Below are 12,899 nucleotides of genomic sequence, written 5' to 3'. Positions count from 1 at the left end.
CGACGGGGCCAGGCGTGTGGTCAGGGGCAACCGAGGATGGTCGCCAGCTCCTCCAGGTTCGTCGCGGTCACGTCGAACACGTCCGTCGGTCCGGGCGGGTCCCCGACCGGCCGCTCGACGTAGGCCGTCCGCATCCCGATGGCCTGCGCGCCGCGAAGGTCCCACGCGTGGGCGGCGACCATGAGCAGCCGGTCGGGTGAGGTGCCGGTGGCCGCGACCGCGAGCTCGTACACCTCGGGGCGTGGCTTGTAGCTCCGCACGTCCTCGGCGGACAGGACGAGGTGCCAACGCAGCCCGGCGTGGGCGTTGAGGCGGACCAGGGACGACCGGTCGGCATTGGACAGGCCGACCACCGGGAACCGTGCGGAGATGCGGTCCAGTGCCGCGACGGTGTCGGACCAGGGCTCCGGCCGCTGTGCAGCAGCAGCCAAGGCCCTGACGGCCTCGCCGTCGGTGACTCCGGCGGCCGCGGCGACGTGCGCGGCCGCCTCGAGGTCGACCGCGGTGGTCGCGGCGTACGGCCGGTGACCGGTGAGCATCTGCCGCTGCTGATCGTCGACGTGCGCCTGCCACACGGCCACGAGCTCGTCGGTCCGCGCGTCGTCGAGCCCTGCCGGCAGCGCTTCGACGGCGCGCCGGATGCCGTCGGGCTCGTCGACCATCGTCCCGAGGATGTCGAAGACGACGACGTCGACCTCACGTGCTGACATCACGGGGCGACAGCCTACCGACGGGCCTCGAGGCCCGCTGTCAGCTCGGGGACCGGCGGCAGACCGGTGGGCAGACCGTCGATGCTCACCCGGTTCTTCTGCTGCTGGTAGGCGCGGATCGTCTCGCGGTCACGGCTCTCCGCCCACGACTCCATGAGGGTGCGCTGGTCGACGAAGTCGTAGAGCGGGACTCCGAAGCCGCACGAGGTCTGCACGAGGTCGACGGCGACGTCGAACACGTTCCGGGCGCTGCCCATCGGCGGGAAGAGTGCCACCGCGTCCTCCCAGCCCTGGTCGCCCTCGTGGAGCGTGGTGGCCGTGCCGTACAGGCGCAGGATGAGCGGTTTGCCCGCGAAGGCACAGAACATCAGCGTCATCCTCGGGGAGTCGAGCAGGTGGGCCGCCGTCTCGTTCCCGCTCCCGGTCCCGTTGAGCCACAGCACCCGGTTCGCGCCGACCACGCGCAGCGAGTCCAGGCCCTTCGGGGAGACGTTGACCCTGCCGTCCCGTGCGGCGGTCCCGACGAAGAACATCTGCTGCTCCTCGATGAAGGCCCGGTGCCGGTCGGAGATGCTCTCGAACTGTCTCGCCATGGCGCCAGTGTTCCAGGTCGCGCGGGCCGGCTCGCCGGCTCCGGAGCTCCACGCGAGTCGAGCGTGTGACGTGGACGACGGAACCTCATCAGCCCGGACGTCGGGCCGATGGGGACAGGAGGGCCCCTCCGGGCCCCGTGCCTCGCCTTCGCGGTGGGCGACCACCTGGTGGATCGACCGGCGCGGGAGGGTCATCCACCCCACCTCGACCAGCCGGAGCTACGCGTGCATCACCACATCGGGCGAGCCGTCCTTGCTGTGCTCGCCACCGTCGGGCTGGTCGTGACCGGTGCCGGGGTGTCGGCGTCCGCCGCCTCCACGGACGGGTCCGGTGGTCCGCTGACCGACCGGCTCGACGTGCCGTTCTCGGCGAACGGGTACCGGTCGAGCTACCACGTCTTCGCGTCCGGTCTGGACTGGTCGAGGCCCGTGGGGCTGCTGGTGTACACCGACGGCTCCGGCGGCTACGGGATCGACAACCCGAACCACACCCACCTGCTCGACGCCGACGGCAGTGCGGGCCTCGTGGCGGTGGCCCGCAAGCACAACCTGCTGCTGGTGACGCCGGAGGCACCCGGGCCGAGCTGTGACGGCAGCGACAACTGCTGGTACGACGTCGTGCACGCAGCGGGCAAGGCGCGCTGGTCCTCCGCCCTCATCACCCACCTGCGGTCGCAGTACGACCTCGACCTCGACCGCGTGGTCGTGGGCGGCTACTCCTCCGGTGCGCAGTGGACCACCCGGTTCTTCCTGCCCGCGCACGGTGAGGCACACTCGGTCGACCTCGCAGTGGCCATCGCCTACGGCGGTGCACCGGTGTCGTCCCCGTCGTTCTCGGCCGCGTACCGGGCCGCGACGGTGGTGTCCTTCGACACCGGCACGGCGGACGAGGCGTACACCTCGAACGTGTGGGGCGCGCGTGGCGGGTTCGCCTGGTACACGAAGGCGGGCTTCGTCACCGACGCGAGCTGGCCGTCCCGCGTCGGGCACATCCGCGGTGGTCAGTTCGCCGGCATCATGGACCGCGAGATCACGCAGCACCTGCGTCCCGGCCCCACGTCCGCGGTGCGCTCGGAGCCGGTTCTGCTCGACGACGGCGGAGTCGGCGGGACAGGCGACGAGTACCACCTGACCGACGACGTCACGGGCCGCGCCACCTACATCTTCCGGTACGGCACCACGGCCGGCCGGAGCTACGTCGGCGACTGGGACGGCGACGGCAAGGACACCATCGCCAGCCGGGTGGGCCGGACCTTCTCCATCCGGGACACCAACGACGCGGGCGACCCGACCCGCGCGATCGACTACGGCCGCCCCGGTGACAAGGTGTACGTCGGCGACTGGGACGGGGACGGTGTGGACACCTTCGCCGTGCGCCGCGGCTCCGAGTACCACGTCAAGAACTCCGTGAGCGGCGGAGCGGCGGACCACGTGATCCACTACGGCCGGACGGGCGACGACATCCTCGTCGGGGACTGGGACGGGGACGGTGTGGACACCTTCGCCGTGCGCCGCGGCGCCGAGTACCACGTCAAGAACTCCCTCAGCGGCGGGGCCGCCGACCAGGTCGTCCACTACGGCCGGCCCGCTGACGACGTGTACGTCGGCGACTGGGACGCGGACGGCAGGGACACCCTGACCGTGCGCCGGGACCGCACGTACTACGTCAAGAACGCCATGAGCGGCGGGAACGCGGACGTCGTCGTGACGTACGGGCGCAGCGAGGACACCACTCTGGTCGGCGACTGGAACGGCGACGGCACGGACAGTCTCGGCATCCGGCGCTGAGCCGCGCGCTCATCTGGCGTTGGTCTGGGAGGTCGACTCGGTCGGGTCGAGGGCGGGCACGTCGGGGTGCGCCACCCGCACCGCGTCACGGGCGTCGAGCGTCACGGTCTGCTCGCTGGTGACGATGGTGACCTGCCCGCGGTCGTGGGAGACGTCGCGGACCTCGACCAGGTGCTCACCGGTCCGGTCGACGCCGACGAGGAAGTCGCCGGTGCGGACGGCGCGCGCGAGCCTGACGGCGCTGTCGTAGGTGTCCATCGGTCGTCACGCCCTGGTGGTGCGGCTCAGGACGGCGGTGACCTCGACCACGGTGCTCATGGTCCGGATCCCTTCGGCGTGGGTCGGGCTGCTGCTTCCTCTCGGTTCCACCTCGCTCAACTTTCCCAGACGCGGCACTCCGCGTCCTCTCGAGAGGCGGCCGTGGGCACCAACGAGAACGGCTCCACGCCGATCTTCACCGGTGTGGAGCCGTCTCGTCGCTGTCTCAACGAGCGCGCCCGGAGGGACTCGAACCCCCAACCTTCTGATCCGTAGTCAGATGCTCTATCCATTGAGCTACGGGCGCACGGTCCCGGAGGACCGACGTCGAGCATAGCCGCCCGAGGCCGACCGTGAAAATCCCGGGGGCGGTCCGCGCGGCGTGAGTTCTGCCACGTGGCCGCCGAGCACCCACGTGCGCGCAGGCGGCACGCCGACGCGTGCGCTCCTCAGCCGACCGTGAAGGACCGGGCGAGGGACCACCCGTCCCCCGACCGGAGGTAGACGATCCGCAGATGGTTCCGGTCGGGCGCCCCCTGCCAGAACTCCACCCTGGTCGGCCGGACGCGCCACAGGGTCCAGTCCCCCGGGGCGACCGAGGCCTGCGCCGCGGGGCTGCGCGCGTGCAGGTCCGCCTCGCTCTCCTCGCGCGTCGCCTGGACCACCGGTCCACGCACGCGGACCGCCCGGGCCTGCGGTTGCCACCAGAACGCCAGGGCGGCCTCGGGGGCCGCCGAGAGCTGGGCACCCTTCCTGCTCGACGCCGTCGTGGAGAAGGCCCAGCCCCGCTCGTCGACGTCCTTGAGGATGAGCGCCCGCGCGTCGGGTACCCCGTCGGCGTCGACGGTCGCGAGCGTCATGACGTGCGGCTCGGGCACCCCGGCGGCGACGGCGACCTCGAGCCAGCCGAGGAACAGGGCGACAGGGTCGTCGGGCAGTGGCTCCTCGACGGGCGGCGGGGTGCCGGTGAGCGCACGGAGCGTGCGGAGCCACGCACGGGTGGTGTCGGTCATGCGGCCATCGTCTCGCGCACGCGGCGCCGGCGCGCGGATCCTCAGCCCTGGAAGCGCAGGATGCGCTCGACGGCTTCCTCCACCGCCTGTGCGCCCGCCGCGAAGGACAGCCGCACGTACTCCTGGCCGTGGGCGCCGTCGAAGTCGACGCCGGGGACCAGGGCCACGCCCTCGGACTCCAGCAGGTCGGCGCACCACTGCAGCGACGAGGTGCCCGGCGGGAGACCCGCGTAGAGGTAGAAGGCGCCGTCGGCGGGCGCGACCGGCCCCCAGCCGAGCTCGGGAACCCGCTCGAGGAGCACGCGTCGCGTGGACCGCAGGTCGGCCACGCGCTCGTCGGCCTCGGCGTAGCTGGCCGCGGAGAAGGCGCCCAGCGCGGCGTGCTGCGCCGGTGCCGGCGGGCACAGCGCGACGTTGCCTGCCAGCGCGTCCACCGCCGTCGTCAGGTCTTCGGGCAGGAGGGCCCAGCCGAGGCGCCACCCGGTCATGCCCCAGTACTTGGAGAACGACGAGACGACGACGGCGGTCTCCGCGGCGCCCGGGACGTCCCAGGCACACACGCCGCGGGCGTCCGGGCCGGAGTGGTCGGGCGGGTACGTCACGCCGTGGTAGATCTCGTCGCTCACCAGGCGGACGTCGTGCGCCACGCACCAGCTCACCAGGCTCGTCATCCGGTCGCGGTCGATCATCGTGCCGGTGGGGTTGGCCGGGGAGGCGACCACGAGGCCGGCGACCCTCCCGTGCTCGGCCCGCACGGCGTCGAGCAGTGCAGGGGTCGGCTGGAACCCGACCTCCGCGCCGCAGTCGACCTCGACCACGCGGCAGCCGAGGGCGGTGAGGATGTTGCGGTAGGCCGGGTACCCGGGGCGGGCCAGGACGACGACGTCGCCCGGGTCGAAGGCGGCGAGGAACGCGAGCACGAACGCGCCCGAGGATCCGGTCGTCACCGCCACCCGCTCGGGTGGGACCTCCAGCCCGTACCAGGTGCGGTAGTGGCCGGCGATCGCCGCGCGCAGCGGGCGCAGACCCAGCGCGCTCGTGTACCCGAGGGCCCCGCCGGACCCGTGCGCCTCCACCGCGAGACGACGGACGTCCCGGGGCGCCCCACCGGAGGGCTCGCCCGCGCACAGCGAGATGACGTCACGGCCCTGCGCGCGGAGCTCGGCGACGCGGTCGAGGATCGACATGACCTGGAACGGGGGGACCGCCGACCGTGCCGACACCTTCACGAGGGCCTCCTGTTGGACGCTGCACCGGGCCGCAAGGGCCGTGCACCCGGCTCGAGAGCCGGGACGCACCGGTGGTCCAGCCTACGCGGCCCGGCCGGCGAGGGGTCAGACCCGGATCGTCGCGCCCCTCGGGAGGATCGGTCGAAGGGCGTAGCGGGAGTTGCCCCGGGCGGCGTGGAGCAGCGGGCTGGCGCCTCCCGCCGCTCCGGGCCGTCAGCGGCTCCCGGAGACGACAATGCCCGGACCGCGTGGGTCCGGGCTGTCGCCGATGTCCTGCGACATCACAGAGCGGAGACGGTGGGATTTGAACCCACGGACGGGTTGCCCCGTCACGGCCTTAGCAGGGCCGCGCACTAGACCAGACTATGCGACGTCTCCAAGGGTGGTACCGCGACAGGCTACCCGGTGGCGTGCGCCGAGCCAAAGCCACTGTGTCCAGTACCACCTCGGGTGACGACGGCGGACGGGGGGGTCCGCCGTCGTCGTCAGCGGTCGAAGGCCCAGTTGCGGTCGGTGAGCATGCGGGACAGCGCGAGCCCAGCGCCGATCCCCATGATGACGAACGTCGCCTCGACGCCGTTCCCGAGCGCCGCCGCGACCTCGCCCTCGTTGAGGTGGACGAGCGAGCGGTAGACCATGACGCCCGGCACCATGATGACGACGGCAGGGACGGACAACGTCACCCGCGAGGGTCGGCGACGGCGGGCCACGAGCGCCGCCAGCAGGCCGACGACGCACGCCGCCGCGAGCGACGCCGCCTGCGGCGCCACCCCCGCCTCGACGAGGTAGATCCGCGCGGGGTTGGCGACTCCGCCGATGAGGGCGGCGGTCGCGGCCGCGCGGGGCGAGGAGTTGAACAGCACCGCGAACCCGCCGGCGGCGACGGCGCTGGCCACCACCCGCAGGACGAGGAGGACCGGCCCGGCGAGCGCCGTCGTCGGCCTCCCGTCGAGCTCGAGCGCCGCCAGCCAGGTGACCGCCCACACGCTCATGCCCGCGGACAGCAGCGTGACGGTGACGTAGGCGAGCCGGGCCACACCGGCGGACAGGTCGAGACGGACGAGGTCGAGGACGCCGGTGACGAGCGGGAACCCGGGGACGAGGTAGAGGACGGCCGAGATGAGGCCCGCCTCGTGGGAGGTGTCGGCGCGGCCGAGCTCCTCGAGGCCGAGGACGATGCCGACGTAGACGGCACTCGAGAGTGCCGCCGCGAGTGCCGTCACGGCGAAGGTGTTGAGCTGCGCGTGCTGCAGCCGACGCCGGGCCGTCTGACCCAGGCCTGCGGCGACCAGCACCGCCGCGCACACGATCGGCCCGCCGTTGTTGAGGAACGCGAACGCGGCGCAGGCCAGCGCCACGGCGAGGACGTTGAGCACCGTGCCGTACCGCGGCGGTGTGCGCTCCACCCGGTCCAGGGCCTCCTCGAGGTCCGCGACGCCCGCGCCGGGACCGAGCTGGTTGACGACGCCGGCGATCCCGTCGATCCGGTCGGCGTTCACCCCGACCCGCCGCTGCTCGATGACCTCCGTGCGCACGCGCTCGCCGTCGTGGGCCGTCGTGGTGATCTCGGTGAGCGTCACCTGCGCGCGGTGGTGGTGCAGCCCGAGCGCGACGGCCGCCCGCCGCATCGAGTCCTTCACGCGGTAGGAGCCGGCCCCGGCCCCCAGGAGGAGGGATCCGAGGCGCAGCACTGCCGCCGACCGTCGGACGAGTGACTGGGTCTCCGGGGCGTCCTGCACGCCGACCATCATGCCCGGCCCGGAGCACCGTGCCCGGTTCCGTCCGTCCCGCGACCGCATGGGAGACTTCCCGGATGCGGCGCAACGACCTCCTCACGATCCTGCTCGTCATCGCGGTCGTCGTCCTCGCGTGGTGGCTCGTGGGAGCCCTCTTCTCGGCCGTGTGGCTCCTCGTGCGGCTCGTCGTCGTGCTCGTCGTGGCCGCGATCCTCTACGCGGTGCTGCGGTCGTGGCTCGGCGGGGACCGCCGCCGGCGCTGACACCCGCCCCCGGGTGCGGCCGGTGGGGCGCGCTGATAGGCATGGGGGATGAGACACGGGACACGTGTGTGCGCGATCCTCGCCCTGACCACGGGACTCGTCGTCGGCTGCACGAGCGCGGACGACGCGCCCGAGGACGCGGCCCCCACGAGCGAGGGCATCGTCACCGACCGCGAGCCCGACAACCCCGAGATGACACCGGGCGAGGACCAGTCCCCCCTCCCCATCCCGGGTGAGGACGGCGCCGCCAACGCGCTGAGCACCGCGGCCGAGGAGCTCGACGGCCAAGCCTTCGAGGTGGACCGCTCCGACGACGACGGCGAGGAGCTGTGGCAGGTGAGCGTCGCCGTCGGGCAGGAGCAGGTGGAGGTCTACGTGTCCCCGGACGGCAACGCCGTCGTCCGCGAGGGCGAGACCGAGGACCTGGACGACGAGGACCGGCGCCTGCTGGACGAGGTGGCTGTCGGGGCCTCCGAGGCGGCTCTCACCGCCGCCCAGGAGATGGGCGGGACGGTGGAGGAGCTCGACCTCGACGAGGACGACGGCACGGTCGTGTGGGACGTCGAGCTGCGCACCACGGACGGCGCCAGCACCGACGTCCGGGTGGACGCGGTCACCGGTGAGGTGCTCTGACCCGCGACTCGACGAGGGGACGACGACGATGCGCACGACGACCAGATCGACGACCGGCCTGGTGTGCCTCGGCGCAGCGGCGGCGCTCGTGGCCGGCCCACTGGCCGGCGGCGCGGTGGCGCAGACCGACGCCGGCTTCTTCCTCAACGACTCGTGGGACGGCACCGCCGAGCACGTGTTCGTGTACGGCAAGTTCACCGACGAGGTCCTCATCGGGGACTGGGACGGCGACGGCACGGACTCCATCACCGTCCGCCGCGGCAACGCGTTCTACGTGTCCAACGAGCCGCGGGGCGGCGTCGCCGAGCACGAGGTCGTCTACGGCCGCCCTGGTGACGTCGTGCTGGTCGGGGACTGGGACGGCGACGGCCGGGACACCCTGGCGGTGCGCAGGGGCGCGGAGTACCACGTGAGGAACGAGCTGGCCGGCGGGCCGGCGGACCAGGTGGTGACGTACGGCCGCGCCGGTGACCAGGTGGTCGTGGGCGACTGGGACGGCGACGGTGAGGACACCTTCGCGGTGCGTCGCGGATCGACGTACTACGTGAAGAACTCGATCGGGCCCGGCAGCGCCGACGAGGTGGTCGGCTACGGCCGGGCGGAGGACGTCACGCTGGCCGGTGACTGGGACGGCGACGGGGACGACACGTTCGCGGTCCGTCGGGGTGCGGCGTACTTCGTCAAGAACAGCATCGCCGCCGGGGACGCGGACCTGTCCCTCGTCTACGGCCGCGCCACCGACGAGGTCGTCGTCGGTGACTGGGACGGCGACGGGGACGACACCCTCGGGGTGCGGCGACTCCCGGCGTTCCGGGCCTCGGTCGTCGCGGTCACCGCCGCCGACCTCGGGGCGTCGTGGCGCCCGGGCTGCCCCGTGCCGCCGTCGGCGCTCCGCACCGTGGTGGCCACCCACTGGGACGACGACGGGAACGTGCGCACCGGGCGCGTGGTGGTGGCCGCCGCGCTCGCGGGCGACGTCGCCGCCATCCTCGAGGACCTCTACGACGCACGGTTCCCCATCCACCGGATGGTGCCGGTGGCCGAGTACGGCGCCGACGACGACGCGAGCATGGCGGCGAACAACACCAGCGCGTTCAACTGCCGCGCCGTCACCGGCGGCTCGTCCTACTCCGAGCACGCCTACGGCCGCGCGATCGACGTCAACCCGCTCGTCAACCCGTACGTCACGAGCACGACGGTGGCGCCGCCCGCCGGTGCCCCGTACACCGACCGGTCGCGCGACGCCGCCGGGATGATCCACGCCGGCGACAAGGTCGTGCGCGCCTTCGCGGCACGCGGCTGGAGCTGGGGCGGGGCCTGGAGCAGTCCCAAGGACTACCAGCACTTCTCCACCACCGGCCGCTGAGCCGGTCGAGGCACGTCGAGTCAGTGACCGACCGTGAAGCGCCGGCGCGGGTTCGCGCCCGACTCGATCTCGTCGACGTAGGCCGTGGCAAGGTCGGTGCCGGAGATCTCGGACGAGCCGTCCTCCTTGGTCACCAGGACGTCGCCGCCGGTGCGGTAGCTGCCGGTCGTCTCACCGGGCGCGAAGGAGCCGTAGAGCGCTGCCGGGCTGACGTAGAACCAGTCGAGGTCCTCGGGCGCCCCGCGCATGGCGTCGAGCACCGCGGCGTGCGCCGTCGCCTCGGGCCTCCACTCCTCACGGAAGTCGGGGGTGTCGAGCAGCCGCGGCCCACCCTCGGCGACGAGTGACGAGGCAGCGCCACCGACGAACGAGAGCCGGGCGCCGTGCCTCCGCGCGGCGTCGACGAGCGCCGGCACCCGCTCGACCATCGGCTCGCCGTCCACGTCCTCGGCCTTGAGCGCGACGACGAGCTGGTCGGCACCCTGCGCGGCGGCGTCCACGACGGCCGGGTCCGCCATCGAGCCCGTCCGGTACTCCACCCCGGCCAGCGGCTCGGTCGGTGCGGTGCGCGAGTAGGAGACGACCTCGTGGCCGCGTGCCACCGCCTCCCGCGCGATGTTGCCACCGGAGTAGCCGGTGCCGCCGAAGATCACGATGCGTGCCATTGAGTGCTCCTGAGGACGAGGGTCAGTTGAAGAGACAACAACGTACCCGTCCGGGTTGTTCCCCGACCTGCCGGTGGGAGACGTCCAGGCGTCGGGCGCCTGGCTGGACCTGGCGGAGGGCAAGGGATTCGAACCCTTGGTGGGTTGCCCCACAACGGTTTTCAAGACCGTCACATTCGGCCGCTCTGTCAGCCCTCCCAGCCGCGAGCCTCCCGGCGCACGGCGCGCCCAGTCTACGCAGCGCCGCACGCGGCGATGCGGTAGGCATGAGGGATGCGCGCCATCACCGTCACACCTGACCAGCGTCTCGAGCTCGGCGAGGTCCCCGACCCCGCGCCCGGGCACGGCGAGGTCGTCGTCGACGTCGCCGCCGCGGGGGTCAACCGGGCCGACCTGCTCCAGCGAGCGGGCCACTACCCTCCCCCGCCGGGCGCGAGCGACGTCATCGGGCTGGAGATCTCCGGCACCGTCCGGTCGGTGGGTGAGGGCGTCACGGGGTGGCAGGTCGGCGACCGGGTGTGCGCGCTGCTCGCGGGCGGTGGGTACGCGGAGCGGACCGTGGTGCCTGCCGGTCAGCTGCTGCCGGCGCCCTCACGGCTCGACCTCGTCGACGCCGCCGCGCTGCCCGAGGCCCTCTGCACGGCCTGGTCGAACCTCGTCGACGTCGGTCGCCTGTCCGCGGGCGAGACGGTCCTGGTCCACGGCGGCTCGGGCGGCGTCGGGTCGGTGGCGATCCAGCTCGGTCGTGCCCTCGGCGCCCGCGTCCTGACAACGGCACGCGGCACGGAGCGGGCGGCACGCTGCGAGGAGCTGGGCGCCGACGTCGCGATCGACTACCGAGGGGACGTGCCGGCCGCCGTCGCCGAGGCCACCGACGGCAGGGGCGTCGACGTCGTCCTCGACGTCCTCGGTGCCGGCGGGCTCGCCGACAACACCACGATGCTCGCGACCGGGGGACGGCTCGTCGTCATCGGGACCCAGCGTGGGCGCCGGGCCGAGCTCGACCTCCTGTCGCTCATGGCGAAGCGCGCGAGCGTCCACGGCACGACGCTGCGCAGCCGACCGCTGGAGGAGAAGGCACGGATCGTCGCCGCGGTGCGCGAGCACGTCTGGCCGATGCTCGAGGACGGGCGGGTGCGCGCCGTCGTCCACCAGCGCCTGCCGCTCGCGGACGCCCAGCGCGCCCACGAGCTCCTCGACTCCGGTGAGGTCTTCGGCAAGCTGCTGCTCGTCACGGGGTGAGCGGCGCACACACGTTCCAGCCGTCGGTGGAGTGGGGCCGCCTCCGCGCCTCGCTAGGGCATGGGGTGGCGGACGTCGAGGAGGCCGCGGGCCAGGGCGGGGGCGAGGGCCGGGGCCAGGGGTAGGCGCGGGACGAGCGTCGCCTGCAGCGCGTGGTAGGTGTCCGGTTTGCCGGGCCACGTCCGCGCACTGGGGGTGTTGGTGGCGTCCAGCTCGTGACGCCACGCACCGGGGCGCTCGATGAGGTGGGTGGCCGCGTAGTCCCAGGCACGCTGGTACCACTCGGCGTACTGCTCCTCCCCCGTGGCGGACTCGAGCGCCGCGGCGGCGGCCACCGCCTCGCACACCACCCAGTGCATCCGCTCGTGCACCACCGGCTCACCGGCGAAGTCCACGGTGTAGACGAAGCCGTCCTCGCCGTCGACGGCCCAGCCGTCGGCGACCGCCCGCGCGAAGAGCTCGCGGGCAGCCTCGAGCAGCCAGCCCTCGGTGCTCCTGCCCCGCGCCACGAGCCCCTCGCGCAGGTGCAGTGCCAGTCGGGCCCACTCCAGCCAGTGGCCCACGGTCGCGCCGAAGGGCCGGAACTGGTGGGCGCGGTCGTCGTCGTTGTAGTCGAGGAGCGGCTCCCAGGTCGCCGAGAAGTGCTCGGGGATCCGCCAGTCGTACTCGCGCGCGTACCCGTCGAGGACCCGGCGCGTGATGGTCAGCGCCCGGTCGAGCCACACGTCCTCACCCGTGACGTCCGCCGCGGCGAGGTAGGACTCCACCGTGTGCATGTTGGCGTTGACGCCGCGGTACGCCTCCGCCTCGGTGAACGCGCGGTCCCACGCCTCCAGCGCGGCGCCCTCGTCCTCCCGCCAGAACCGCTGCTCGCTGACCTGCAGTGCCTCGTCCAGCAGCTCACGTGCCCCGGGGCGGTCGGCCGCGGTCGCCGAGGACGTGGCCAGCACGACGAAGGCGTGCGCGTAGGCCTCCTTCGCGTCGTTCACCGGGCCGTCCGGCCCGACGGCGGAGAACCAGCCGCCGTGCTCGGTGTCGCGCAGGTGGGTGGCCAGCGCCCGCACACCGTGGTCCGCGAGCGAGCCCGCCCCCGGGATCCCGAGGAGCGCCCCGAGCGAGAAGCAGTGGGTCATCCGGCAGGTGATCCACAGCTCGACCGGGCGCGACGGGTCGAGCCGCCCCTCGGCGTCGAGGTAGCCGAAGCCCTGCGGGACGGCGGCTGCCCGGGCGAAGTCGAGCAGCGCGCGTGCCTCGTCCTCGAGCCAGCGCGCGTGTGAAGCGGTACCGAGCCAGGCCATCGTCGTCGTCCTCCTTGATCGCACGGCGCCAACGCTACCGGCACCCGTCCACCTGCCGGCCGCGCGCGGCCGGCGAGCGCGCCCGGTCCTCCCGCGAGTGCGCCG

The 12,899-nt window shown here is 73.3% G+C and carries 13 protein-coding genes and 3 tRNA genes; 5 read left to right on the top strand and 11 right to left on the bottom strand.

What is annotated here, in order from left to right:
• Positions 1 to 20: 20 nt before the first annotated feature.
• Both VR894_RS05510 and VR894_RS05505 read right to left on the bottom strand, forming a co-directional pair.
• Positions 21 to 710, bottom strand: coding sequence for a haloacid dehalogenase type II (locus tag VR894_RS05510; RefSeq protein WP_324650527.1), 690 nt, complete (start codon positions 708 to 710; stop codon positions 21 to 23).
• A 14-nt stretch (positions 711 to 724) separates the two neighbouring features.
• Positions 725 to 1,303 (bottom strand): pyridoxamine 5'-phosphate oxidase family protein, encoded by a 579-nt coding sequence (locus VR894_RS05505; protein ID WP_324650339.1) that lies wholly within the window; start codon positions 1,301 to 1,303, stop codon positions 725 to 727.
• Positions 1,304 to 1,528: 225 nt separating this feature from the next.
• Between VR894_RS05505 and VR894_RS05500 the strand changes: the two genes are divergently transcribed.
• The gene (locus tag VR894_RS05500; RefSeq protein WP_324650338.1) at positions 1,529 to 3,091 is read left to right on the top strand and encodes a hypothetical protein; all 1,563 of its coding nucleotides are present in this window, start codon (positions 1,529 to 1,531) and stop codon (positions 3,089 to 3,091) included.
• Positions 3,092 to 3,100: 9 nt separating this feature from the next.
• Here the strand turns inward: VR894_RS05500 and VR894_RS05495 are convergent, their stop codons facing one another.
• The 6 genes from VR894_RS05495 to VR894_RS05470 form a co-directional block, all read right to left on the bottom strand.
• The gene (locus tag VR894_RS05495; protein ID WP_324650337.1) at positions 3,101 to 3,349 is read right to left on the bottom strand and encodes a hypothetical protein; all 249 of its coding nucleotides are present in this window, start codon (positions 3,347 to 3,349) and stop codon (positions 3,101 to 3,103) included.
• 234 nt (positions 3,350 to 3,583) lie between these two features.
• A tRNA-Arg gene (locus VR894_RS05490) sits at positions 3,584 to 3,656 on the bottom strand.
• 142 nt (positions 3,657 to 3,798) lie between these two features.
• A complete protein-coding gene (locus tag VR894_RS05485) occupies positions 3,799 to 4,362 on the bottom strand; it encodes a pyridoxine/pyridoxamine 5'-phosphate oxidase (protein ID WP_324650336.1) in 564 nt (187 codons plus the stop codon).
• 41 nt (positions 4,363 to 4,403) lie between these two features.
• The gene (locus tag VR894_RS05480; RefSeq protein WP_324650526.1) at positions 4,404 to 5,549 is read right to left on the bottom strand and encodes a pyridoxal phosphate-dependent aminotransferase; all 1,146 of its coding nucleotides are present in this window, start codon (positions 5,547 to 5,549) and stop codon (positions 4,404 to 4,406) included.
• A 331-nt stretch (positions 5,550 to 5,880) separates the two neighbouring features.
• Positions 5,881 to 5,969, bottom strand: a tRNA-Ser gene (locus tag VR894_RS05475).
• Between the two features lie 107 nt (positions 5,970 to 6,076).
• Positions 6,077 to 7,339 (bottom strand): threonine/serine ThrE exporter family protein, encoded by a 1,263-nt coding sequence (locus VR894_RS05470; protein ID WP_416380820.1) that lies wholly within the window; start codon positions 7,337 to 7,339, stop codon positions 6,077 to 6,079.
• Between the two features lie 65 nt (positions 7,340 to 7,404).
• Between VR894_RS05470 and VR894_RS05465 the strand changes: the two genes are divergently transcribed.
• From VR894_RS05465 to VR894_RS05455, 3 genes are read left to right on the top strand one after another with little or no spacing between them, the layout of a single operon-like run.
• A complete protein-coding gene (locus VR894_RS05465; RefSeq protein WP_324650334.1) occupies positions 7,405 to 7,590 on the top strand; it encodes a hypothetical protein in 186 nt (61 codons plus the stop codon).
• Between the two features lie 48 nt (positions 7,591 to 7,638).
• Positions 7,639 to 8,223 (top strand): PepSY domain-containing protein, encoded by a 585-nt coding sequence (locus VR894_RS05460; protein WP_324650333.1) that lies wholly within the window; start codon positions 7,639 to 7,641, stop codon positions 8,221 to 8,223.
• Between the two features lie 28 nt (positions 8,224 to 8,251).
• On the top strand, positions 8,252 to 9,589 hold the full coding sequence (locus VR894_RS05455; protein WP_324650332.1) for a M15 family metallopeptidase: 1,338 nt from the start codon (positions 8,252 to 8,254) through the stop codon (positions 9,587 to 9,589).
• A 20-nt stretch (positions 9,590 to 9,609) separates the two neighbouring features.
• On the opposite strand, the gene VR894_RS05450 is transcribed toward VR894_RS05455, so the two are convergent.
• Complete coding sequence (locus tag VR894_RS05450) at positions 9,610 to 10,254, bottom strand: NAD(P)-dependent oxidoreductase (protein WP_324650331.1); 645 nt, start codon at positions 10,252 to 10,254, stop codon at positions 9,610 to 9,612.
• A 110-nt stretch (positions 10,255 to 10,364) separates the two neighbouring features.
• Positions 10,365 to 10,452: transfer RNA gene (locus tag VR894_RS05445), tRNA-Ser, on the bottom strand.
• A gap of 75 nt (positions 10,453 to 10,527) precedes the next feature.
• Between VR894_RS05445 and VR894_RS05440 the strand changes: the two genes are divergently transcribed.
• The gene (locus tag VR894_RS05440; RefSeq protein WP_324650330.1) at positions 10,528 to 11,496 is read left to right on the top strand and encodes an NAD(P)H-quinone oxidoreductase; all 969 of its coding nucleotides are present in this window, start codon (positions 10,528 to 10,530) and stop codon (positions 11,494 to 11,496) included.
• Positions 11,497 to 11,549: 53 nt separating this feature from the next.
• On the opposite strand, the gene VR894_RS05435 is transcribed toward VR894_RS05440, so the two are convergent.
• Positions 11,550 to 12,818, bottom strand: coding sequence for an AGE family epimerase/isomerase (locus VR894_RS05435; RefSeq protein WP_324650329.1), 1,269 nt, complete (start codon positions 12,816 to 12,818; stop codon positions 11,550 to 11,552).
• Positions 12,819 to 12,899: the final 81 nt, after the last annotated feature.

This window comes from Georgenia sp. H159, from assembly GCF_035607575.1.
GTDB lineage: Bacteria > Actinomycetota > Actinomycetes > Actinomycetales > Actinomycetaceae > Oceanitalea.
This window is presented reverse-complemented; position numbering and strand designations above follow the sequence as displayed.